The organism is Collinsella sp. TF07-1, from assembly GCF_003437235.1.
In the GTDB taxonomy this organism is placed as follows: Bacteria; Actinomycetota; Coriobacteriia; order Coriobacteriales; family Coriobacteriaceae; genus Collinsella.
The window spans coordinates 175,731-195,628 of the sequence record NZ_QSRV01000001.1; the positions used below are offsets into that span (position 1 = coordinate 175,731).

General features: G+C 57.6%; 22 protein-coding genes and 4 tRNA genes. 23 read left to right on the forward strand and 3 right to left on the reverse strand.

Translation table 11 applies throughout. From position 1 onward, the window contains the following. Positions 1–112: 112 nt before the first annotated feature. Positions 113–1,207: a hypothetical protein gene (locus DXC67_RS00775; RefSeq protein WP_117636985.1), complete on the forward strand. Its 1,095-nt coding sequence runs from the start codon at positions 113–115 to the stop codon at positions 1,205–1,207. Positions 1,208–1,547: 340 nt separating this feature from the next. Here DXC67_RS00775 and DXC67_RS00780 read toward each other — a convergent pair whose 3' ends face one another. Together DXC67_RS00780 and DXC67_RS00785 are read right to left on the reverse strand one after the other, a co-directional pair. Further along, a complete protein-coding gene (locus DXC67_RS00780; RefSeq protein ID WP_117636986.1) occupies positions 1,548–2,702 on the reverse strand; it encodes a hypothetical protein in 1,155 nt (384 codons plus the stop codon). A 68-nt stretch (positions 2,703–2,770) separates the two neighbouring features. Continuing rightward, positions 2,771–3,439: a hypothetical protein gene (locus DXC67_RS00785; protein WP_117636987.1), complete on the reverse strand. Its 669-nt coding sequence runs from the start codon at positions 3,437–3,439 to the stop codon at positions 2,771–2,773. A 377-nt stretch (positions 3,440–3,816) separates the two neighbouring features. On the opposite strand from DXC67_RS00785, the gene DXC67_RS00790 reads away from it, so the two are divergent. The 11 genes from DXC67_RS00790 (at position 3,817) to DXC67_RS00840 (ending at position 9,409) form a co-directional block, all read left to right on the forward strand. Continuing rightward, on the forward strand, positions 3,817–4,584 hold the full coding sequence (locus DXC67_RS00790) for a hypothetical protein (protein ID WP_199584261.1): 768 nt from the start codon (positions 3,817–3,819) through the stop codon (positions 4,582–4,584). Between the two features lie 308 nt (positions 4,585–4,892). Then, positions 4,893–5,096, forward strand: coding sequence for a hypothetical protein (locus DXC67_RS00795; protein WP_117636989.1), 204 nt, complete (start codon positions 4,893–4,895; stop codon positions 5,094–5,096). A gap of 105 nt (positions 5,097–5,201) precedes the next feature. Continuing rightward, positions 5,202–5,513, forward strand: coding sequence for a nucleotidyltransferase family protein (locus DXC67_RS00800; protein ID WP_117636990.1), 312 nt, complete (start codon positions 5,202–5,204; stop codon positions 5,511–5,513). Then, a complete protein-coding gene (locus tag DXC67_RS00805; protein ID WP_117636991.1) occupies positions 5,488–5,850 on the forward strand; it encodes a hypothetical protein in 363 nt (120 codons plus the stop codon). Before DXC67_RS00800 ends, DXC67_RS00805 begins: the two co-directional genes overlap by 26 nt. A 69-nt stretch (positions 5,851–5,919) precedes the next feature. Then, positions 5,920–6,288: a hypothetical protein gene (locus DXC67_RS00810; protein ID WP_117636992.1), complete on the forward strand. Its 369-nt coding sequence runs from the start codon at positions 5,920–5,922 to the stop codon at positions 6,286–6,288. A gap of 2 nt (positions 6,289–6,290) precedes the next feature. Continuing rightward, positions 6,291–6,599: a type II toxin-antitoxin system RelE/ParE family toxin gene (locus DXC67_RS00815; RefSeq protein ID WP_147327731.1), complete on the forward strand. Its 309-nt coding sequence runs from the start codon at positions 6,291–6,293 to the stop codon at positions 6,597–6,599. Positions 6,600–6,900: 301 nt separating this feature from the next. After that, positions 6,901–7,101 (forward strand): hypothetical protein, encoded by a 201-nt coding sequence (locus DXC67_RS10460; protein WP_199410543.1) that lies wholly within the window; start codon positions 6,901–6,903, stop codon positions 7,099–7,101. Between the two features lie 12 nt (positions 7,102–7,113). Next, entirely contained in the window at positions 7,114–7,263 is a 150-nt protein-coding gene (locus DXC67_RS10765) for a DUF3825 domain-containing protein (RefSeq protein ID WP_369831351.1), read from the forward strand. A 138-nt stretch (positions 7,264–7,401) separates the two neighbouring features. Then, positions 7,402–7,476 (forward strand) — tRNA-Val (locus DXC67_RS00830). Positions 7,477–7,846: 370 nt separating this feature from the next. Then, positions 7,847–9,001 carry a hypothetical protein gene (locus DXC67_RS00835; RefSeq protein ID WP_117636995.1) on the forward strand — a complete coding sequence of 385 codons (1,155 nt, stop codon included), beginning with the start codon at positions 7,847–7,849 and terminating at the stop codon, positions 8,999–9,001. 335 nt (positions 9,002–9,336) lie between these two features. Then, positions 9,337–9,409, forward strand: a tRNA-Ala gene (locus tag DXC67_RS00840). A gap of 209 nt (positions 9,410–9,618) precedes the next feature. Here DXC67_RS00840 and DXC67_RS00845 read toward each other — a convergent pair. Next, positions 9,619–9,694 (reverse strand) — tRNA-Ile (locus DXC67_RS00845). Between the two features lie 617 nt (positions 9,695–10,311). Between DXC67_RS00845 and DXC67_RS00850 the strand changes: the two genes are divergently transcribed. The 11 genes from DXC67_RS00850 to DXC67_RS00900 all read left to right on the forward strand — a co-directional run bounded on the left by DXC67_RS00850 (position 10,312) and on the right by DXC67_RS00900 (position 19,890). Next, positions 10,312–10,384: transfer RNA gene (locus tag DXC67_RS00850), tRNA-Ala, on the forward strand. Positions 10,385–10,459: 75 nt separating this feature from the next. Then, positions 10,460–12,493: an ABC-F family ATP-binding cassette domain-containing protein gene (locus tag DXC67_RS00855; protein ID WP_117636996.1), complete on the forward strand. Its 2,034-nt coding sequence runs from the start codon at positions 10,460–10,462 to the stop codon at positions 12,491–12,493. After that, positions 12,480–12,776 carry a hypothetical protein gene (locus DXC67_RS00860; RefSeq protein WP_168170409.1) on the forward strand — a complete coding sequence of 99 codons (297 nt, stop codon included), beginning with the start codon at positions 12,480–12,482 and terminating at the stop codon, positions 12,774–12,776. Before DXC67_RS00855 ends, DXC67_RS00860 begins: the two co-directional genes overlap by 14 nt. 9 nt (positions 12,777–12,785) lie before the next feature. Next, complete coding sequence (locus tag DXC67_RS00865; protein WP_117636997.1) at positions 12,786–13,469, forward strand: site-2 protease family protein; 684 nt, start codon at positions 12,786–12,788, stop codon at positions 13,467–13,469. Positions 13,470–13,553: 84 nt separating this feature from the next. After that, on the forward strand, positions 13,554–14,366 hold the full coding sequence (locus DXC67_RS00870) for a ScpA family protein (RefSeq protein WP_117636998.1): 813 nt from the start codon (positions 13,554–13,556) through the stop codon (positions 14,364–14,366). 11 nt (positions 14,367–14,377) lie between these two features. Continuing rightward, positions 14,378–15,106 (forward strand): SMC-Scp complex subunit ScpB, encoded by a 729-nt coding sequence (gene scpB / locus DXC67_RS00875; protein ID WP_089571912.1) that lies wholly within the window; start codon positions 14,378–14,380, stop codon positions 15,104–15,106. After that, complete coding sequence (locus DXC67_RS00880; RefSeq protein ID WP_117636999.1) at positions 15,093–16,058, forward strand: pseudouridine synthase; 966 nt, start codon at positions 15,093–15,095, stop codon at positions 16,056–16,058. The genes scpB and DXC67_RS00880 overlap by 14 nt, the downstream gene beginning before the upstream one ends. 66 nt (positions 16,059–16,124) lie before the next feature. Next, complete coding sequence (gene cmk, locus DXC67_RS00885) at positions 16,125–16,811, forward strand: (d)CMP kinase (protein ID WP_117637000.1); 687 nt, start codon at positions 16,125–16,127, stop codon at positions 16,809–16,811. 3 nt (positions 16,812–16,814) lie between these two features. Continuing rightward, on the forward strand, positions 16,815–17,543 hold the full coding sequence (locus DXC67_RS00890; RefSeq protein WP_117637001.1) for a lysophospholipid acyltransferase family protein: 729 nt from the start codon (positions 16,815–16,817) through the stop codon (positions 17,541–17,543). 2 nt (positions 17,544–17,545) lie between these two features. Beyond that, positions 17,546–18,445, forward strand: a complete 900-nt coding sequence (gene ispH / locus DXC67_RS00895) for a 4-hydroxy-3-methylbut-2-enyl diphosphate reductase (RefSeq protein ID WP_117637002.1) — start codon at positions 17,546–17,548, stop codon at positions 18,443–18,445. A gap of 2 nt (positions 18,446–18,447) precedes the next feature. Next, complete coding sequence (locus DXC67_RS00900) at positions 18,448–19,890, forward strand: DUF512 domain-containing protein (RefSeq protein ID WP_117637003.1); 1,443 nt, start codon at positions 18,448–18,450, stop codon at positions 19,888–19,890. The last annotated feature ends 8 nt before the right edge of the window (positions 19,891–19,898 follow it).

The window sequence follows — 19,898 nt, forward strand, 5'->3', positions numbered from 1 at the left end:
TGCCCACACGATTTCTCTTTGCTCCCGCATTGATCTCGCTAAACTATTAATTGCTGCTACCAGGGCATTTTCTGGTACACATTCTATTGGCTCTGCGAAGATCGGAGCGGGTATGTTTGCTGCCGAGTCCTACACCAGCCGTCATTACATTGCGATTGTTGCCATGGCCTGCCTATGCGTTTTGCTGGGTGGGCCTTCTTATGCTGCGGGCGCGGAGAGCCTCATCATCGCGGACGCGACGTACTACGAGCCGGGCGTGTCGGGCCCCGGCTGGGCCTGGACCGATGCCGACCACCTAGAGCTTAACGGCTACGCGGGCGAGGCCATCGGCGCCGACGGCGACCTGGTGCTGACGCTTGCCGGGCAGAACTCCGTGACGGAGTCGCATGCGCCCGATGCGGACATCACGCTGTGCGGCATGGAGGTGTGGGGCAACCTGACGCTTCGCGGCGCCGGGACCCTGACGGCGACGGGCTCGCAGTGCGGGATCCACGTCTCGCAGGCGCTCGTGGTGGACGGATGCACCGTCGATGCCCGGGCAGACGGGGCCGATATCACGGACGAGGCGGTCGCCGGTGTGATCGCCGGCGACATGGCCGTGCGCGGCGGCGGGCGCGTCGTTGCCGCGGGCGCCGGGTACGGAGCGGGCGTGCGCGCCTACGGCGTGTATCTGCAGGACGCGGGCCTTGGCGACGGTGCGGTTGGCTGCCGGCTTTCCGTCGACGCCTCGCGGCTCGATGCGACCGGTGCCGATAGCGGCGTAGCGTGCACGGGCGGGTCGCTTGTGTCCGCACGGTTTGTGACGCCTGCCGACGGGGCCTTTGGTGCTAGCGGCGTGTTGGATGCCTCCGGTGCGATGGCACCGCATGTGGTGGTTGTGCCCGATGTCGCCACGCCTCCGGCGGGGGAGACCGACAGGGGCGAGGTGACTGGCGATAGCGCGGACAAGCCCCCCGCCGATGCAAGCCCCGCCGCTGGAGAGCCCACCACAGTGCCCACGGCAAATCCCTCGATGAGACCCGCGGCCACAACAACCAAGACAACAACGACAGTAACCAAGACCACAGTCGTCAAAGTCCCCAAGCCCAAGGCTGCCACTGTGACAACAGCGGCACTCCCCAAGACCGGCGACAACAACTGGGTCGTCGCGTCCGTAGCGCTTTTCCTACTGGGGACAGTGCTCTTGGCCGCCGCATATCGCTGCTGAAATAGCTACCATTTGGAAGAAAGGGACATCCACAAGGTATAGCTATTTGCTTGTTTGTTTATAGGCGCCCAATTATCGAAGGCAGAGGCCATATGGACGCGACCATGGGCTGAATCGTGACATGCGACCCAGATCCACATGAGTGAGACAATCAATCAATATTGTCGCAGATTGGACTGAGGGCAACGAAAGGGCACCGGGATCTATGTCGACCTTGGTGCCCAAGTGAAAGACCAGCAGAGTTGCCTCGCAATATTCGGCGGTGCTAAAGCGGGCAAATATTAAACCGGGCTCATTGGTGGGCTGTGTGAGCTGGCTTCTTAGTGACATCACGGATTGTCTATAAGCAAAAGTCTGGTGTTTCGGAAATGTTATACCGTTCACCAAAACTGTCAATTTCCCTTTTCAACATAGCTGGCTCAATCTCTGCAAGCAGCCGCATAACGTCATAGATTCTTACGATGCCTCGTATCTTCTTACTCCTCATCCGCACGAGTTCGTAAATCAGTTGAACAGAAATAGTTGTTGTATACGTTTCGCCGCTTCTATCAAGATTTAATGCTCTTGCAGCATCATTTATCGCAGTGCAAAATAGGAGCTCAGGGGAAATCCCTTCAGCGGGGTTTTCGATTTTGATATTTACCTTATCTGCGCAAAGCTCAATTTCTGTTTCTCCGACTCTGCTTTGTTTGAGAAAGGGTTCCGTTTTACCTAGACCTAAATATTCCGTTCTTTTAAGACGCTGCCTGCGGCAGCTCTCCTTAAACATATTGTTACGACAATCTATGATGGCGGCATTCGCAATCTGGTCAGTCAGGCATGGGTAAAAACCTATTAGGATCCAATCGACCTCGCAAGATGCCTTGAAAAGGAGATCGTAAATTTCCGCATAAAGTGGGCATTGTCCACTGTCGAGGCGGGCCACTCTTGTTCCATCGTGAATGAATAATCCCTGAAAATCTGAATGAATTTCAATTAAATAGCCCAATTCAATGCGTCCACCATCACCGCTAAGTTCAGTAAGGTGATTGCGGTATTTAGGTAATTTGCGAGCATGACCTGTTTTTCCACCAAACAATCGAGCATCAAGGGAGCGCGTCAAATCATCGCAACATGCACAGCTTTGATGATATTTGGCCACTGAGACATAGTTTGCGACTAAACTCGCCATTTCCTCCGACGATACGTCGTCGGCTTTTAGCCTTGGCACCAGCTTTTCATAGTCAGCTTTCATTACCGATGTGAGCTCAGCAGATTTTGATTGAGCGTTTCGACCATGTTTGATGTTATGGTCGATTCTAAAATGCTCCAAACCAACAATGGATCCATTTTCGCGGGTAATAACAATATCAGGGCACTCGCTGCCTGCGTTAATAGATCCACTCACCTTCAAGGCAGCTTTCTTCTTGTAACCACCCGAGGCCATTGATAGATTAAGAACATCATTGAACACTTGCTCTTCGTGCGCGTTCTGGTCGCTTTTGTTCTTGCTCATGCTGGATCCTCCGCCCTTATAAGTTATACATAATTCAACTCGCGCCTTTTAACGTTGTCGATAGACGCTCACTGAAAGGTAAGCAATTCAGCAATGTCATCAAGGGAGCCAAGTCTCAAACCCTGATAGGGAATGTAACCGTTGAACACGTTGTGCGTTACACCATCCCTGTCCTCCTGTTTAAAGTCGATATCGCAGTCGTGGCCAGTGACGATTCGAAACTCATGTTGATATTCATATGCACGATTCTTGTGGAAAGTAACTTCACTGGCTGCCTGCTTAAAGTTGGATAACGCCACCTTGGGCTCAAATATGTCTCCGTCATAAGAAACCAGTCCAAAATTGATACCTTCAGGTTCCGCTTCCTGAAATCGAAGCAAAAACTCGACAGGATCCTTAATCAAAACTGCAGCGCCTCTATTTGAAAATTCGTCTCTAATGCGCCGCCCATCCTTACTCTGTAGGAAGAATTGATAATTCGAATCTTCAAGTGCCGTCATGCAGTAAATTGCACGACTTGAACCAACAGACATAAAACTTGTAAGGAGACCCTCGTAGGCATCAGACCTTCCATCTCCCGCCTCTTTTGATCTAAATTCATCAATCGCCTGCAGGTAGGGGATTCCCTGGATAAGTTGTTCCGCATAAACTCTCTGCGTCACAAATTTGATTAATGACCCGACACGCCACTGCTCAAGTACGCCGGCAATTTCCGATTTAGAGATTCGCCGAACCATACAATCATCTCCTTGCTGCTATTCTTCGCATCTTATCAAGAACTAATCCAGTGAGCTTAAACGATGGTGTATATGTATCAACGTTCTCCTCTTGCATTGTCAGATGACGCCGATTCGTCGACGAAAGATGGCCTGATCTAACCAGCCTCATAAGCTCACCAATATTCCGTTAGACTCGCACAAGCTCATAATGAAATGGCTCCGATCAAAGCAAACGCCCTATGCGTAAAAATGCTCAATAATTGGATCGCGTGATTACTGGATTTTGTGTAAGAATTCTATTGGAGAGAAGCACGATGCCTGAATTTATATGCTTGGTATCTTCTTTAGCTGCGACAATTGTTATCGCCTTTATACAAATATATCAGAGCAAGCGCATGGAAGTATTCGAACGTCGTCAGGACGAGAGGGATGAGCGTAGGCACGCCGAAGGGAATAAGGCACGAGCGATTGAGTTCATCTCGAAGCATTACGCCGACAGAGGCCTGATTCCGCTTTGCGCCGTTGCCGCCATGCACAATGATCTTTTCCATTATTCACGTAAGATGTATTGGGAATTCTGCTGCCTAGTGCCGGAGGTGCAGAATCTGATTCTTAAATACTGCAGTCTTGACTTGCGGGTCAGGGGAGAGGATGACCTGTTCGTCCGTTGCATCGCCGCAGTCGAAGCCGTCCTCCGTGACCGCTTCCCAAAAGATGAATCTGTTCTTTATGATGATGGGAAATACGTGCTTCACAGCCTCGAAAGGTATGCGGGGGAGAGACTGCCAGAACCTCGGGTTAACCTTCTTCCCGAGTGCCTGGACTCTTCGTTCCTGCCCCCTGATAGCTGTACCCCGGGGTACGATTACCTTATCCGTAAGGTCCTTTCCGAGGCCTTCGAATCGAGGGGCGCTTCCTTCGCCCCCATTTCCTATCTAAAAAATGACTATCAATTCGAATCGAGCCTCGAGATAGAGGCCTGCCGATTCGCGTCGACCGCTGCATTCTACGCGGCAACCTACGGCTCTGGTGACGAGGCCAACAATAGGTACTACGGGTGCCCCGGCGGTTTCGATGGCGAGAGAATCGAGACCATGGAAGACCTATTTCTTCTTACTGTCTTCCAGATATATACCAAGCTTCTGCTTCCGAACAAAGGGTAAGAAATAACACGAGGCATTCGTTATTTGACTCTGCCTAATTCTGCCAAACTCATTTTCGAAATCTCACTCATTTCCTTCATTACCTGAACATACTTAAAATCAGAAATTGGTCGTAGGGCGTGACCAACGGAATCAAAAGAAAGCCCACTGAGAAGATGCCTTCAATCTCTTTGGGTTGGAGGCATTTTCTTTTTCGGAGAGTCTGCATGAATTCTAAAAATGTCTTTTTGACAAACTCCTTCTAAAAAGAACATCCAAACCATCTAGTCTGCTCTTAATACTCGGATATATACACTAAGGAGGTAGTCATGTTATGGAGCTATGTTCAGCTTAATGACGGCACTCAGTTTGCCTACTCAGAGACAAGAGATGACGGGGCCGTTCGTGTAGCCGTCGAGCGTCCGGTTGATTTTAGCTTTGACCACGTTGAATGCTACTTGCCTACGGTCAAGTGGTTCAACTTCGAGGGATTTACTGCCGACGATCTGGATTTTTTTGACCGAGTTCGTTAGATCAAACGCTCCGTTTATCTTCGAGCTTGCAGAACGGCAAAAAGCCAGACCGGCGGTTTCGACGCTGGCCCTCGGACGTTCTACTGTTAATCGCCCAATTGAGACATGATTTCATTTGATTACATATCATCCGCGGTATCCCGCGTGCTGGCTCAATACGACGTCAGAGAAGCCTATTTATTTGGCTCGTTTGCCCGAGGCGAGCAAACGCCCAATAGCGATATTGACTTGCGCCTAGTCTGCGGCAACACCATGACGTTCGGCACGCTTTACGAACTCTCCCATGAGCTCGAGAGGGAACTTGGGCGAAAGGTTGATATCGTCACCAACCCACCAGAGCACATGCGCCTGCCCTTCCGCAAAAGTATCAAGCAAGATGAGGTGCGCATCTATGAAGCAACATGTGCGGGACGATGAGTTTGCGAATATCATCCTGCTATCTGATCCTCCCGTTGTACTCAACGTTGAGAACCTAAAGGCCATCCGCGATGGGGATGCGTTAATAGCCACGGGAAAGCCCAGCCGGTCTAACGCAAAAATAGCTCGCCACCCAATCGGGGGTTTACTTCGCGCTATACAGCTCTACGAGCAGATCCGACTCGACCTACGCCGTGCCTCGCTCTCTTCGGCATTGGCGCTCGCAAAGACCCTAAACTGCGCCATCGAAGACCCTGTCAGGCAACCGGTTGCTCTGGAGTACGATTCGAAACCCTGTTCGTCCGAAACAATCAATAGTAAGAATATTGCTGTTTAACTTTTCTTTACGTACGTATTTAAATTAAACAATAATACGTATTAGAGACAGATTTTAAAGGAGGTTGCTATGGTTGCCGTGATAGACAAGAAACTCGTTTTCGGACGCGAACAGGTGCTGACTTCGACGCAGGCAAGCAAAAATTTTGGCGAAGCGAGACGTCGCGCTCGAAGAGAACCGCAATTTGTCTCAGACAGGAACGATGGCATCGATACTGTTATCGTTGGCTTCGACGAGTTCGAAGCGATGGCGGTCGAACTCGAACAGCTCCGAGAGGAGCGCCTGCACGCTATAGCCGCTGCAAGGCTCGCGCAGGGCGACACTGATTCGAATCGCAAGGGCATTCCGTTCTCCGATACCGTGGGACGTGAGAGGTTCGAGGCCATGCTAGAAGCCGAGGCAACCGATCCCATTTCCGACGAGGAGCTGTTCGAGTGAGCGTGGCTAGGTTTAAGGTTGAGTTTTACGACAAGACTGCCGAGAAAGAGTATCTGTCACTCGATGGCTCGGTTCGCGCTATGGCGGACAAAGGTATTGCGCGCCTTGCACTTCGGGCCGATGAAATTGGCAAGCCGCTTTCGGGTCTTCTTGCAGGTTGTAGGGAACTTAAGTTTCGTACTGATGGCATTCGCGTAATTTATCGCATCCGCGACGGGCACGTCGAAGTAGTTCAAATCATCGCAATAGGCGCAAGGGACAAGGTCAAGGTTTTCGACCTGACATCTAGACGCTTGGACAGCGATGATTGATTGCCTCAAGAATATCAATTTAGGTTGCATGGTCGAAATGCCCGGGTTAAACGCTCGTATTCAGTCAGCAGAAGGACGGCGTGATGAAAACGTTAAATGCAACGACATGCCCTGATAGTTGTTGCAGCAATTATCCTGAAAGCATGACTTTTGACAACTGTACAGCAGACGCAACCGACCCTATCGTGCCGAAAGCACCCCGTACTTTACCCGATGATCTGGACAGCATCGCCTTGATCGACGAAGCCATTCAGTCAACTATTGCGGACATGCCCAACGCACTCAGGCTCTTGGAGAACTCATGATGGCGGTCGCGTCGTTGGTGCTCGATGATTCTAGATCGCTCGGGACCATGGCCGCGGCCGTCATGAGCCTGCATAGCATGCTCATGACGATCGGACGCTGTTATACGACCGACACCGCAGTGGACCGGGCTGCGCTCAAGCTCGGACGCGTCGAGTCCGTGCTAGCGGGTGCGCAGTTCTACGGCGGCCGGATCTAGCTACTGCTGCCGCTGTACCTGACCGTCAACAAGCCCGAGCTGGCGCTAGCCATCCAGCACGAGGATGGCTTCTATGCCGCGCGCACCTGCCTTACGCTCGACATGGCCTACAACACCGCGCGACTTATTTGCCGGCCCGAGACCTCGTGGATAAAGCGATAAAGGGCTTTTTACCTTCTGGTTTGTTGGGTGACTTGGCTGCTTTGGCTTGACTTACGCGCACGAATTTATAATCGAGGGCAAAAAGTTCTTGGTAAACCGCGCACGGCTATGTTAGTATCTCTTTTGCCGAAAGGCGACGGGCGATTGGCTCAGGGGTAGAGCATATCCTTCACACGGATGGGGTCACAAGTTCGAATCTTGTATCGCCCACCATCTAAAGCTCAGGTCAGAGGTGTTAAGCCTCTGGCCTTTTTCTTTTTGACACTAAAATCGAAGCGAAGTTACCTAAGGCGTTATATGTTACGCAGTTCACCTTAGGTGTCGTCATTGCGCGTTTTGAAAAATTCGTCTGCGTTCATTCATTGAATTCCCTGCGTAATCTATGTGCAATTGTGGAGACAGAGACCGCAGGCTCACAGCTTGTACCAGCTCGTTCATGCCTATGGCGGCTTTTCAACGAATTGCGTCAAGCTTTTGGTCAGTGTTTGGTCAGCTTCCCGTACTTACCCGCATGATGCCCCAGTAGATAATCGGCCATGCCCGCAATCCGCACGGCCCGCGGCCGAAACCAGGGGAGGCGCAAATGGACGAAATCGTCTGCGCAAACACTGCATTCCACTATTGGCGCTGCCCACCGCAGGTGCGCGACCTCTACCCGCGCTTACCTAGCTCCGAAGATGGCTGGCGAGCTCTATCCCAAGCCCCTTTTGTAACCGAAGTTCTCAAGACGCCAGTCATCACAGCAGCATCAACACGAAGCAACCTGCATTCCAAGACAAGACGGACCATCCGATGGAACAACGCCTATACGGAGAAGGTTTCCATCGACACGGGCATGGGCTTTAGCGTCACAGACCCTCTTAATACGCTATTCACCATGACTCGAAGCGTTTCTTCATGCGATCTGGTTCTGGCTATGTACGAATTTTGCGGATGGTTCTCGGTTTTTAAACCATCGCCCGCGGTTGACATGGCACTTGAGCAGGCAAAATCAGAAGAAGAGCAGTACACCACAGAAAGTCTGTTTGAACTAGACGAAACCCAAGACGAGGCCCCATGGAAGCGAGTCTATGCTCGGGTGCACCAGAAGGACAGCGAGAATGATCAAAGTGGACAGCGGGATGACGGATTCGGAAATAAAACTAACGGAAAGGGCACATCGCTTTGGATGAGAAGGCCTCTTATTGAAATAGAAGAATTACATAGATTTGCGGCGAAGGTTAAGGGCGAGATGTGGGGAAAGCAATTCTGCGAAGCCGCACAGCAGGTAATGGGTATTGCTGCATCCCCGCTAGAAGTTGCTGGAATCATGTTGCTAAGTCATCCGAGGCGTGCCGGCGGAGCGGAGTTTAAAAACATATTCGTCAACGACCTAACACCGCTGTCAAATTCAGCTCGGATAATCGCAGGTCAGAAAATCTGTTACGGCGATATCGTCATCGTAAACCCAATAACAATGAAGGCCGTGATTATCGAACTTCAGGGTGAGGTTATTCATGGATCGGGCGCTGTGCTTGACCACGATGCCACCCGAATGACAGCATTGCAAAGCATGGGATACGACGTATTTCTTGTAACCCATGACATGCTCAATGATCACGATCAGCTTGATGCCATCATTCACAGTGTGTGTGAGCGATTGGAGTTGTGCTACAAACCAAAAACCGAGGCGATGAGATGCGCTGAAACCAGATTGCGGGCCAACGTTCTGTGCAATTGGCTTGGTATTGGTAAGTAATAATTTCAATGTGAGCAATTTTAATACTTTATATGCTGTTAGTAATTAAGTGCCATTTTAAAACCATGCCGGTTTACTACGTTGGATTGAGGGTGGCTGAGCACACCGAATTCGCCGCTCGTAAAACCGCAGGTAGATCGCCTACCCGTTATGCGAAAGTAAGCGAGAGGTCGGAAATCCGGGAATCAGCGTAGTAAACCGATCTGTTTTTGAAGCGACAGGATGGATCGGGCATCGTGGGTCCTTTCGGCCCCACACCCGTTCCACGCGCCGCAAAATTGTTCAAAATTGTCCTTGCATCGGCTGGGGAGTTACCGTATAGTACTTCTTCGCACGGGGGCGTAGCTCAGCTGGGAGAGCGCTTGACTGGCAGTCAAGAGGTCAGGGGTTCGATCCCCCTCGTCTCCACCCGAGCATTGAATGAGGCTCCAACGCAAGTTGGGGCCTATTTTCATATCAATCGATTTACACATCTGTTGGCTGGGCAGCATCTTGGCTACATATCCATTGTTAATCATGAATATGAATGTTAATAACTTTACGTCTGTGGATGGCAAAGCTAGTCCGCAGCGCCAATAACAAAGAGGCCAGGCGTAATGCCCGGCCTTAAAACTCTCTGGTGGGCCCTCCGGGATTCGAACCCAGAACCCAGGGATTATGAGTCCCCTGCGCTAACCGTTGCGCCAAGAGCCCTTATGAACGGTGAATGCAATTCTAACAAAGGCAACTCAGACCTAATTTCTTCGCTTCACGACGTGAAATACTACCATGCACGAGCAAGTCGCACAACGCAAGATCAAGTCCGATGCTAACCAACAGCAATTCTAGGCGCGTCGCAGAAAAGACGCGATCTAAAAATTTAAGGCCTTTAATTCAGGGCTCCAACACACTTTTGCGTGAAATCAACCTGATGCCATTTCAAAACCATGCAGGTTTACTACGACGAATCGGCGACCCCCGAGCACCGTGTGTTCTCCGTTTGCAAAACCGCAGGTAGGTAGCCCGCCGGTTGCACGAAAAGGCGTGCGCGGTTGGACATTCCTGATTTATCGTAGTAAACCGGCATGGTTCTGAGGCGCTGGGGAGGGGCGCTTCGCAATCGGACCCGATAATGGGACTGGCGGCGCACGGAAAACCCTGTTGAACGGGGCGCGTCGTGTTCCACGCGCCAAGTCGGCCGGCGTACGGGCCGTGCGGGGGCCAGGCGCCCCGCGGGCTGGCGCGGTCCCGTGCGCGCCGACACTCGCGAAAATTTTTCCAAAATTGTCCTTGCATCGTGGTCCGAGTTCCCGTATAGTACTTCTTCGCACGGGGGCGTAGCTCAGCTGGGAGAGCGCTTGACTGGCAGTCAAGAGGTCAGGGGTTCGATCCCCCTCGTCTCCACCCGAGCATTGAATGAGGCTCCAACGCAAGTTGGGGCCTTTTTTCATATAGGCACACAAGGTCAAAGGCGGCAGCATGATCCTCCTGGTCGACAAGATCGAAAAAAGCTTCGGCGCACGCGTCCTCTTTAGTGGCGCGTCCTTCCAGATCAACCCCGGCGAGCGCTTCGCGCTCGTGGGACCCAACGGCGCCGGCAAAACCACCATGCTCAAGATCATCATGGGCATCGACAGCCCAGACGCCGGCCAGGTCCAGTACGCCAAGGACTGCCAGGTGGGCTACCTAGAGCAGGAAACTAATCTGGAGCACAAGGACACCGCCATCCTCGCCGAGGTCATGGCCGCCGCCAAGGAAATCCGCCGCATGGGCGAGCGCGCTAACGAGCTGCAGGCCCAGATCACCGAGCTCTCCGAGCAGGGCAAGGACGTCGACGCGCTCCTTAACGAGTACGGCCAGGTCCAGGACCGCTTTGAGCGCCTGGGCGGCTACGAGCTCGAGAGCAACGCCCGCAAGATCCTGTCCGGCCTTGGCTTTAAGGTCACCGACTTTGAGCGCCCGTGCTCCGAGTTCTCGGGCGGCTGGCAGATGCGCATCGCGCTCGCCAAGCTCTTCCTGCGCCACCCCGATCTACTGCTGCTGGACGAGCCCACCAACCACCTGGATCTCGAAAGTGTCCAGTGGCTGCGCGGCTTTATCGCCAACTACGACGGCGCCGTCCTCATCGTCAGCCACGACCGCGCCTTTATGGACGCCTGCGTCGACCACGTCGCCGCGCTCGAAAACCGTCGCGTGACCACTTACACCGGCAACTACAGCAGCTACCTCAAGCAGCGCGAGGACAACCTTGAGCAGATGCGCGCCAAGCGCGCCGCCCAGGAGCGCGACATCGCCCACATGCAGGTCTTCGTCGACAAGTTCCGCTACAAGCCCACCAAGGCCGCCCAGGCCCAAGAGCGCATCCGCAAGATCGAGCAGATCAAAAAGGAGCTCGTCATCCTGCCCGAGGGCCACAAGCACATCGACTTTAAGTTCCCCGACCCACCGCGCTCCGGCGATATGGTCGTGGGCCTCGAGGGTGTGTCCAAGTCCTACGGCGACAAGCACATCTACAGCGACATCGACCTCAAGCTCTACCGCGGCGAGCATGTGGCGCTCGTCGGCCCCAACGGTGCCGGCAAGTCCACGCTCATGAAGATCCTCGCCGGCCTGGAGCCGCCCACCACCGGCACCCGCGACCTGGGCACCAACGTGGGCGTGGCCTATTACGCCCAGCACGCGCTCGAGGGCATGACCGAGTCCAACACCGTCCTGCAAGAGATCGACACCGTCACGCCCAAGTGGACCGTGCCGCAGCAGCGCAGCCTGCTGGGCGCCTTCCTGTTTAGTGACAACGATTCCATCGAGAAGCAGGTACGCGTCCTCTCCGGCGGAGAAAAGGCGCGTCTGGCGCTCGCCAAGATGCTCGTGGCCCCCGAGGCGCTCCTGTGCCTGGACGAGCCCACCAACCACCTAGACATCGACTCGGTGGACATGCTCGAAAACGCCCTGCAAAACTTCCCCGGCACCATCGTGCTGATCAGCCACGACGAGCACCTGGTGCGCGCCGTTGCCAACCGCGTGATCGACATCCGCGACGGCAAGGTCACGGTCTATGACGGCGACTACGACTACTACCTCTACAAGCGGGAGGACCTGGCAGCCCGCGCCGCTGCCGAGGCGGCAGGGGAGAGTGCTCCGGCCACGGCCAAGTCCGCCAAGGTCACCGCAGCCCAGCCCGATACGCCCGCCGCTGCTTCCAAGCCTGCCGAGGGCAAAAAGACCAAGGAGCAAAAGCGCGCCGAGGCCCAGGCCCGCGCCGCGCTCAACAAAAAGCTCAAGGGCGTGCGCAACCAGCTCAAGAAGATCGAGACGGAGCTCGATAAAAAGCGCGCCCGCTATGACGAGCTTATGGAATTGATGGCAAGCGAAGAGCTTTATGCCGATCAAGACAAGTTCAACGCCGCGCTGGGGGAATATAACGGCCTTAAGCAAGAGCTACCCAAGCTCGAGGACGAATGGCTGGAGCTTTCCACCCAGATCGAAGAGGAGACCGCGCGTGAACTCTCGTAAGGCCGCTGCCGTGGCGATGAGCATCATCGCCATCGCCTGTCGCATCTGCGGCATCTTTATGAGCGCGATGACTGTGCTGCTGTGCTTTAGTGGCCTCACCGCCAAGCTGCAGATTGTCGGCTTTGTCGTCGAGCTTTCTCGCGCGCTGCCGAGCGCCATCGCCGGCTACGGCGTCATCACCTCGCCCTTTGGCGGCGTCTTCCGCCTGGATTACGCCATCGTCGCTGTGATCCTGTTTGTAATTGACTACCTGCTCACGCGCGCTTCGCGCCGCGTCCGCTAGGGGAGCGCCATGTCCAGCAGCTACATCATGAACCTGCTCGCCAGTGCCGTCGCCGTCATCGTGGGCATCGTGATCCACGAGAGCGCTCACGCCGCCGCGGCCTGGGCGCTCGGCGATAAGACGGCGAGTTCGCGCGGCCGCGTGTCGCTCAACCCGCTCAACCATATCGACCCGTTTGGCACCATCATCCTGCCGCTGCTTATGCTTGCCGCCGGCGGTCCCGTATTCGCCTTTGCCAAACCTGTGCCCGTCTACCTCAACAACCTCAAGCACCCCAAGCGCGACGAGGTCCTGGTGAGCGTAGCCGGCCCCGCATCGAACATCGCACTCGCGTGTCTTGCTGCCGCCCTCATGCGCCTGACCTATGGCAACCTCTACACCAGCATGTCCTTTGCCGTGGCATCGCAGATCATGAACTTCGGCGCCACGTTCATCGTAGTCAACCTGTCACTCGCGTTCTTCAACCTCATCCCGATCCCGCCGCTCGACGGCTCGTCGATCATCGTGCCCTTCCTCAAGGGCAAGGCGCTCGCCAACTACTACCGCCTGCAGCAATACGCCATGCCCATCCTCATCCTGGTGCTGTACCTGCTGCCCATGTGGACCGGCATCGACGTGATCGGCCGTTATTTCGACGTTACCGTGTATCCGCTTGCCGAGCAGCTGCTCAACTTCGCAATCGCCGGCATCTAAGGTAAACTTACAGTTCGACCGTGCAAAACGGTCGAAACATGCACCCAAACCGCGCCGCGAAGGCGCCGTCAAAGGAGGTCGAAGATGTCGTATCGCGTGTCGACGCAGGTCTACAGCGGACCGTTCGACCTGCTGCTGCAGCTGGTTACCCGCCAAAAAGTTGATATCGGCGCTATCTCCATCAGCGAGGTGGCCGAGCAGTACCTTGCCGAGGCCGAGCGCATCGAGGCGTTGGACCTGGACGTGGCGAGCGACTTTTTGCTGGTCGCGGCAACCCTTTTGGACATCAAGGCCGCCTCGCTGGTGCCGCAGGAAGCCCCGCGCAAAGCTGATGACGACGATAACGAGCTCGACGAAGACCTTGAGGAGCTCAGCACGCTCGACGGCGACGCCCTACGCGAGGTCCTGATCCAGCGCCTGATCGCCTACAAGCAGTTTAAAGGCGCGGCTGCGGCCCTCGGTGCCCGCATGCAGGCCGAAAGCCGCATGCACCCGCGTGTGGCCGGCCCCGACCCCGAGTTCCTGGGGCTCATGCCCGACTACCTGGCCGGCATCACCCTGCGCGGTCTGGCCGTCATCTGTGCCGACCTGGACGGCAAGCGACAGACCTTCTTGCTGGAGGCCGAGCACGTGGCACCGCATCGCGTGCCGCTCGACCTGACCGTGGCCTCAGTCGACCGCTTTACCATGGCGCACCAAACCTGCACCTTCCGCGAGCTGTTGGACGGCGATGCCACCACCGAGCAGCTCGTCGTTACCTTTCTGGCCATGCTCGAGCTCGCCAAGCGCGGCTCGCTCACGCTGAGCCAGGACGAGATCTTTGGAACCATTCAAATCAACCGCGTCGAGGGCGCCGAGGCATACGTGCCCGGCGAGGGCCCCGAGCTCACCGAATAGGAGCGGCAACCATGTCAACCCTTTCAACGCTGGAGGCAAACAGCCTCAAAGGCGCCCTCGAGGCGCTGCTGCTGGTGTCGAGCGACCCGGTGAGCGCGCCCGCGCTGGCAGGCGCGCTGGATATCGCCCCCGGCGAGTGCGCGTCGCTGCTCGCCGAGCTCAAGGTTGAGTACGAGGAGGCCAACCGCGGCTTTCAGCTGCGCGAGGTCGCCGGCGGCTGGCGCCTGTTCACGCATCCCGCCTACCATGACGTGGTCGAGGCCTACGTGCTGAGCTGGGACACGCAAAAGCTGTCGCAGGCGGCGCTCGAAACCCTGGCCGTCATCGCATACCACCAGCCCGTGACGCGCGAGGTGGTCAAGGGCATCCGCGGCGTCAACTCCGACGGCGTCATCGCGTCGCTCGTCGACAAGGGTCTGGTGCGCGAGCTCGGCCGCGACCCCCAGCGCGGTCAGGCGATCATCTACGGCACGACCAACGCCTTCTTGGAAAAGTTCGGTCTGCGCTCCACCCGCGACCTGCCCGATCTGGAGCAGTTTGCCCCCGACGAGCAATCGCGCCAGTTTATCCGCGAGCGCCTGAGCGGCCGCAGCATTCAGTCCACGCTCGAGGAGCAGGCCGAGGACCTGGACGAAGAGCGCGAACTGCTCGATACCGATGTTGAAGATGTTGAGGCAGTCGAGGACTTGGAAACCCTGGTCGTCGACGAGACCTCGGAGGATTTGCATGACGAGGACTAACGAAGTAGGGGAGACGCGCGCCATGGGCAACGCAGTACCCGCAACCGACGCACAGCCCGTCTATCCGCACACCATGCGCCTGCAGCGCTTTTTGGCGCGCGCGGGCGTGGCGAGCCGCCGTGGCTCGGAGGACCTAATGACCGCCGGCCGCGTGACCGTCAACGGCGAGGTCGCGACCGAGCTGGGCACCAAGGTCGACGTCGACTGCGACCATATCGAGGTCGATGGCATGCCCGTCAAGCTCAACCAGGGCGCCGTGTACCTGATGCTCTATAAGCCGACGGGCTACCTCACCACCATGAGCGACCCTCAGGAGCGCCCTTGCGTGGCCGACCTGGTCCCCCGCGGCCGCTTTCCGGGACTTTTCCCGGTGGGCCGCCTGGACCGCGACACCACAGGCCTTTTGCTCTTTACCACCGACGGCGACCTGTCGCAGGACCTGCTGCACCCCAGCAAGCATGTCTATAAGACCTACCAGGCACTCGTTGACGGCCAGCTGTCCGACCACGATCTAGACCCGCTCCGCCGTGGCATCGAGCTCGACGACGGCCTGTGCCAGCCGGCAATCTGCCGCGTCATCAACGCGCGCGAGGCCGTGGCCGTGGCTCCACAAGGCGTCAAGCCCGGTACCACCGCCGTGGAGATCATCATCCGCGAGGGGCGCAAGAACCAGGTCAAGCGCATGCTGAGCAAGATCCACCATCCGGTAATCCGCCTGCATCGCTGCAACTTTGCCGGCCTTGAGCTCGAGGGCGTGGCCAAGGGCTCGTGGCGCGAGCTCACCGACCGCGAGGTGCAGATCCTCAAGGCCGGCGGCATCCCGCCCAAGCAGGCGAGCGCCAAGAGCAACGGCGGCAAGCCCCAAGACACGCCCGCCAGCCGCACGCGTCACCACGGCAGCCACGGCTCCGCACCCAAGCGCAACACCTACCGCGAGCGCTACACAGGCTAGGCAACCCGCCGCGCCCCAGCACCCGCGAACCATACCAGCACGTCAACCATCGAAAGGAAGCATTGCATGATCGTCGCCATCGACGGCCCCGCCGGTTCCGGCAAGTCCACCATCGCCAAGGAAATCGCCCGCCAGCTGGGCTTTAATAAGCTCGACACGGGCGCCATGTATCGCGCCGTCACCTTCGCCGCGCTCGACCGCGGCATCGATCTGGACGACGAGGCGGCTATCGACGCCCTCGCCGAGCAGATCGAGATTCGCTTTACCAACGGTACCGGCGAGGACACGCGCCTGACCATTGACGGCCAGGACGCTTCGGCCGCCATCCGCACCCCGCAGGTCGACGCCAACGTGTCCAAGGTATCGGCCTATCCGGGCGTGCGCGCCGCCATGCTCATCCACCAGCGCCGCGCCGCCGAGGACCGCGATATCGTGGCCGAGGGTCGCGACATCGGAACCGTCGTGTTCCCCAACGCGCAGGTCAAGGTCTTCCTGACCGCCGACCCGCGCGAGCGCGCCCGCCGCCGCGTGCTGCAGCGTCACCAAAACGACGCCCAGCCGCTCACGCCCGCGCAACTCGAGGCCGAAGTCGACGAGACCCTCGACGCCCTCAAGCAGCGCGACAAGCTTGACAGCAGCCGCGAGGTCGCCCCGCTCGTGCCCGCCCCGGACGCCGTGCACGTCGACTCCACCGCCCACACCATCGATGAGGTCGTCCGCATTATCGAGGACCTCATCAACCAAAGGAGGTAGCCCATGCGCCTGTTTAAACAGACGCCCGAGGATTACTACAACGCCCCCTACGCCGAGTTCCCGGCGCTCATCCGCGGCACCGTCGTGGTGGTCATGGCTATTCTGTGGGCCTTCTCCAAGCTCATGTGGCGTTGGAAGGTCGAGGACGCCGACCTGCTGTTTGAGCGCCAGGAAGGCCGCGGCAGCGTGGTCATCTGCAACCACACCTCGATGGCTGAGCTCTTGGCCGTGGAGACGGCGCTGTTCTTTGGCGGCCGCCGCATTCGCCCTATCTTTAAGTCCGAGTTCGCCAAGAGCAAGATTGTGCGCTGGGCTTTTAGCCGCGTTGGCGGCATCCCCGTGGAGCGCGGTACTGCCGATATGAAGTGCCTGCGCGCCGCCCAGCATGCGCTGCAGCGCGGCGAGGACGTCCTGATCTTCCCCGAGGGCACGCGCATCCGCTCGCGCGAGATCAAGCCAGAGGTCCACGGCGGCTTTGCGCTCATCGCTCAGATGGGCAAGGCGCCCGTCAACCCGCTCGCCATCTGCGGCTGGTCCGACATCACGCCCGCAGGCAAAAAGCTCATGCGTCCCAAGAAGTGCTGGATTCGTGCCGGCAAGGCCGTCGCGCTTTCGGACGCGCCGGCCGGGCTTAAGCGTACGGAGCGCCTGACTTGGTTTGAGTCCGAGGCCATGAACCGCGTCTACGCCATGCGAGACGAGCTGTGCGCCGAGCATCCGGGCAGGTTCTAGCCATGAGCGAGAACGTGACGAACACTGCCGTGACCGCGTCCGACCAGGCAACCGCGCCTACCATCGAGATCGCCGCCCACGCCGGCACTTGCTACGGCGTACAGCGTGCACTCGATATGGCGCTGGCCGCTGCGCCGCAGGCAGGGGAGTGCAATCAGGTCCATACCTTGGGTCCGCTCATCCATAACCCCATCGTGGTGCGCGAGCTTGCTGAGGCAGGCGTTGGTCTGGCAGAGACCCTGGACGACGCCGCATCGGGCACCGTGATCATCCGCGCCCACGGCGTGGTGCCGCAGGTGATCGATGCCGCTCGCGAGCGTGACCTTAACGTCGTCGACGCCACCTGCCCTTACGTCAAGAAGGTCCACGTGGCCGCCGAGCGCCTGGTACGCGAAGGCTACCGCGTGATCGTCGTGGGCGAGCCGGGCCACCCCGAGGTCGAGGGCATCCTGGGCCACGCCGGTAATGACGCGCAGGTCGTGAGCTGTGCCGCCGACGCCAACGCCTTGTCGCTCAAGGGCAAGGTGGGTCTCGTCGTGCAGACCACCCAGACCGCGCAGAACCTCGCCGAGGTCGTGGCGAGTATCACCCCGCGCGTGCAGGAGCTGCGTGTGATCAACACCATCTGCGCCGCCACGAGCGAACGCCAACAGGCAGCAGCCACACTTGCCAACCGCTGCGACTGCATGGTCGTCGTGGGCGGCAAGAACTCGGGCAATACCCGCCGCCTGGCTCAGATTTGCGCAGTCGCCTGCGAGCACACGCATCACATCGAGGAAGCTTCCGAGCTCCAGGCCGCGTGGTTTACCGACGCTCACCACATCGGCATCACTGCCGGAGCCTCCACCCCGCAAGAACACATCGAGCGCGCCGTCGCGCGCATCAAGGAGCTTTGCCGCTAACCATGGACCAGACCGTACCCGCATATGCCGCCGAGGTGGCCGATTACGGGCGCAGCCGCGACCCCGAGCCGGGTGAGGGCGCGCTCGTAAAGAACGTGCGTCCCGAATCGCCCGCGTGGGATGTGGGTATCGAGCCGGGCATGCGCGTGCTCACGGTCAACGGCGAGGCGCTCACCGACATGATCGTGTGGCTCTGGGAGGCCGACGATGATACCGTCGACCTCGAGGTTTTCGACCCGCGCGACGGCACCGTCGCCCCCGTCGAGCTCGACCGCTTTCCCGGCGAGGATTGGGGTTTGGAGTTCGATGGCCCCATCTTCGACGGCATGCGTACCTGCGTCAACGCCTGCGTGTTCTGCTTTATGACCATGCTGCCCAAGGGCGGCCGCTCCACGCTCTATATTCGCGATGACGACTACCGCCTGAGCTTTTTGCAGGGCAACTTTGTCACGCTCACGAACCTCTCCGACGAGGACGTGCAAAACGTCATCCAACGCAACATGAGCCCCATGAACGTGTCGGTCCACGCCGTGAGCCCCGACGTCCGCCGCCGCATGATGGGCCGCAACGCCCAACGTGGCATGGACGTGCTCGAGGCAATCATGGCCGCCGGCATCGAGATTCATGCGCAGATTGTGCTGTGCCCCGGCATGAACGACGGCGAGGAGCTGGAAAAGACCCTGCGCTTTTGCGAGGAGCACGAGCAAATCACAAGCCTGGGCATCGTGCCGCTCGGCTTTACCAAGCATCAGAACCGTTTTAGCTGTTCCTACAGCGACAAGCCCGAGCTAGCGCGCGAGACCATTGCCATGATCCGTCCCTACCAGGACCGTGCCTTCGAGCGCTTTGGCCGCCACACCTTCCAGATGAGCGACGAGTTCTATCTGGACGCCGGCATCGATCCTCCCGAGGCAGACTTTTACGACGGTTACCCGCAGTACTACGACGGCATCGGCATGATCCGCTCGTATCTAGACGAGACCGACGACGTGCTGGCTACCGATGCCGAGCGACTGGCCCGCGTCCGCGAGGCCATCGCCGCCCGCAGCCAGCACCTGCTGTGCCTCTCCGGCGCCAGCGCGCGCGACACCGTGGCGCGCTTTGTGGAGTCGCCGCATGGTCTCGCCGGCACTGTCACGGCCATCAAAAACCGCTACTTTGGTGGCAACGTGGACGTAACCGGCCTCATCGTCGCGTGTGACATTCTGGAGCAGCTGCCCCAAGATCTGTCGGGGGTTATGCTCTTTGTGCCTAAGCTCATGTTCAACGCTGACGGCATGACGCTTGACGAGTATCATCGTGACGATTTACTCGCAAGCCTTACCAGTCGCGGCGCCGAGGTCCATGTGGTATCGACCATGCCGCATGAGCTGCTCGATACCCTGGAGCATATCCTTGGCATTGTGCCCGCGGACTCTAACATTTCCACTGACCCTACCCATTAAAGGAGTGC

Bases quoted from the DNA above. Each gene is read 5' to 3' on its own strand.
- DXC67_RS00775 (WP_117636985.1), top strand. From the start codon at position 113: ATGTTTGCTGCCGAGTCCTACACCAGCCGTCATTACATTGCGATTGTT.
- DXC67_RS00780 (WP_117636986.1), bottom strand. From the start codon at position 2,702: ATGAGCAAGAACAAAAGCGACCAGAACGCGCACGAAGAGCAAGTGTTC.
- DXC67_RS00785 (WP_117636987.1), bottom strand. From the start codon at position 3,439: ATGGTTCGGCGAATCTCTAAATCGGAAATTGCCGGCGTACTTGAGCAG.
- DXC67_RS00790 (WP_199584261.1), top strand. From the start codon at position 3,817: ATGGAAGTATTCGAACGTCGTCAGGACGAGAGGGATGAGCGTAGGCAC.
- DXC67_RS00795 (WP_117636989.1), top strand. From the start codon at position 4,893: ATGTTATGGAGCTATGTTCAGCTTAATGACGGCACTCAGTTTGCCTAC.
- DXC67_RS00800 (WP_117636990.1), top strand. From the start codon at position 5,202: ATGATTTCATTTGATTACATATCATCCGCGGTATCCCGCGTGCTGGCT.
- DXC67_RS00805 (WP_117636991.1), top strand. From the start codon at position 5,488: ATGAAGCAACATGTGCGGGACGATGAGTTTGCGAATATCATCCTGCTA.
- DXC67_RS00810 (WP_117636992.1), top strand. From the start codon at position 5,920: ATGGTTGCCGTGATAGACAAGAAACTCGTTTTCGGACGCGAACAGGTG.
- DXC67_RS10460 (WP_199410543.1), top strand. From the start codon at position 6,901: ATGATGGCGGTCGCGTCGTTGGTGCTCGATGATTCTAGATCGCTCGGG.
- DXC67_RS00835 (WP_117636995.1), top strand. From the start codon at position 7,847: ATGGACGAAATCGTCTGCGCAAACACTGCATTCCACTATTGGCGCTGC.
- DXC67_RS00855 (WP_117636996.1), top strand. From the start codon at position 10,460: ATGATCCTCCTGGTCGACAAGATCGAAAAAAGCTTCGGCGCACGCGTC.
- DXC67_RS00865 (WP_117636997.1), top strand. From the start codon at position 12,786: ATGTCCAGCAGCTACATCATGAACCTGCTCGCCAGTGCCGTCGCCGTC.
- DXC67_RS00870 (WP_117636998.1), top strand. From the start codon at position 13,554: ATGTCGTATCGCGTGTCGACGCAGGTCTACAGCGGACCGTTCGACCTG.
- scpB (WP_089571912.1), top strand. From the start codon at position 14,378: ATGTCAACCCTTTCAACGCTGGAGGCAAACAGCCTCAAAGGCGCCCTC.
- DXC67_RS00880 (WP_117636999.1), top strand. From the start codon at position 15,093: ATGACGAGGACTAACGAAGTAGGGGAGACGCGCGCCATGGGCAACGCA.
- cmk (WP_117637000.1), top strand. From the start codon at position 16,125: ATGATCGTCGCCATCGACGGCCCCGCCGGTTCCGGCAAGTCCACCATC.
- DXC67_RS00890 (WP_117637001.1), top strand. From the start codon at position 16,815: ATGCGCCTGTTTAAACAGACGCCCGAGGATTACTACAACGCCCCCTAC.
- ispH (WP_117637002.1), top strand. From the start codon at position 17,546: ATGAGCGAGAACGTGACGAACACTGCCGTGACCGCGTCCGACCAGGCA.
- DXC67_RS00900 (WP_117637003.1), top strand. From the start codon at position 18,448: ATGGACCAGACCGTACCCGCATATGCCGCCGAGGTGGCCGATTACGGG.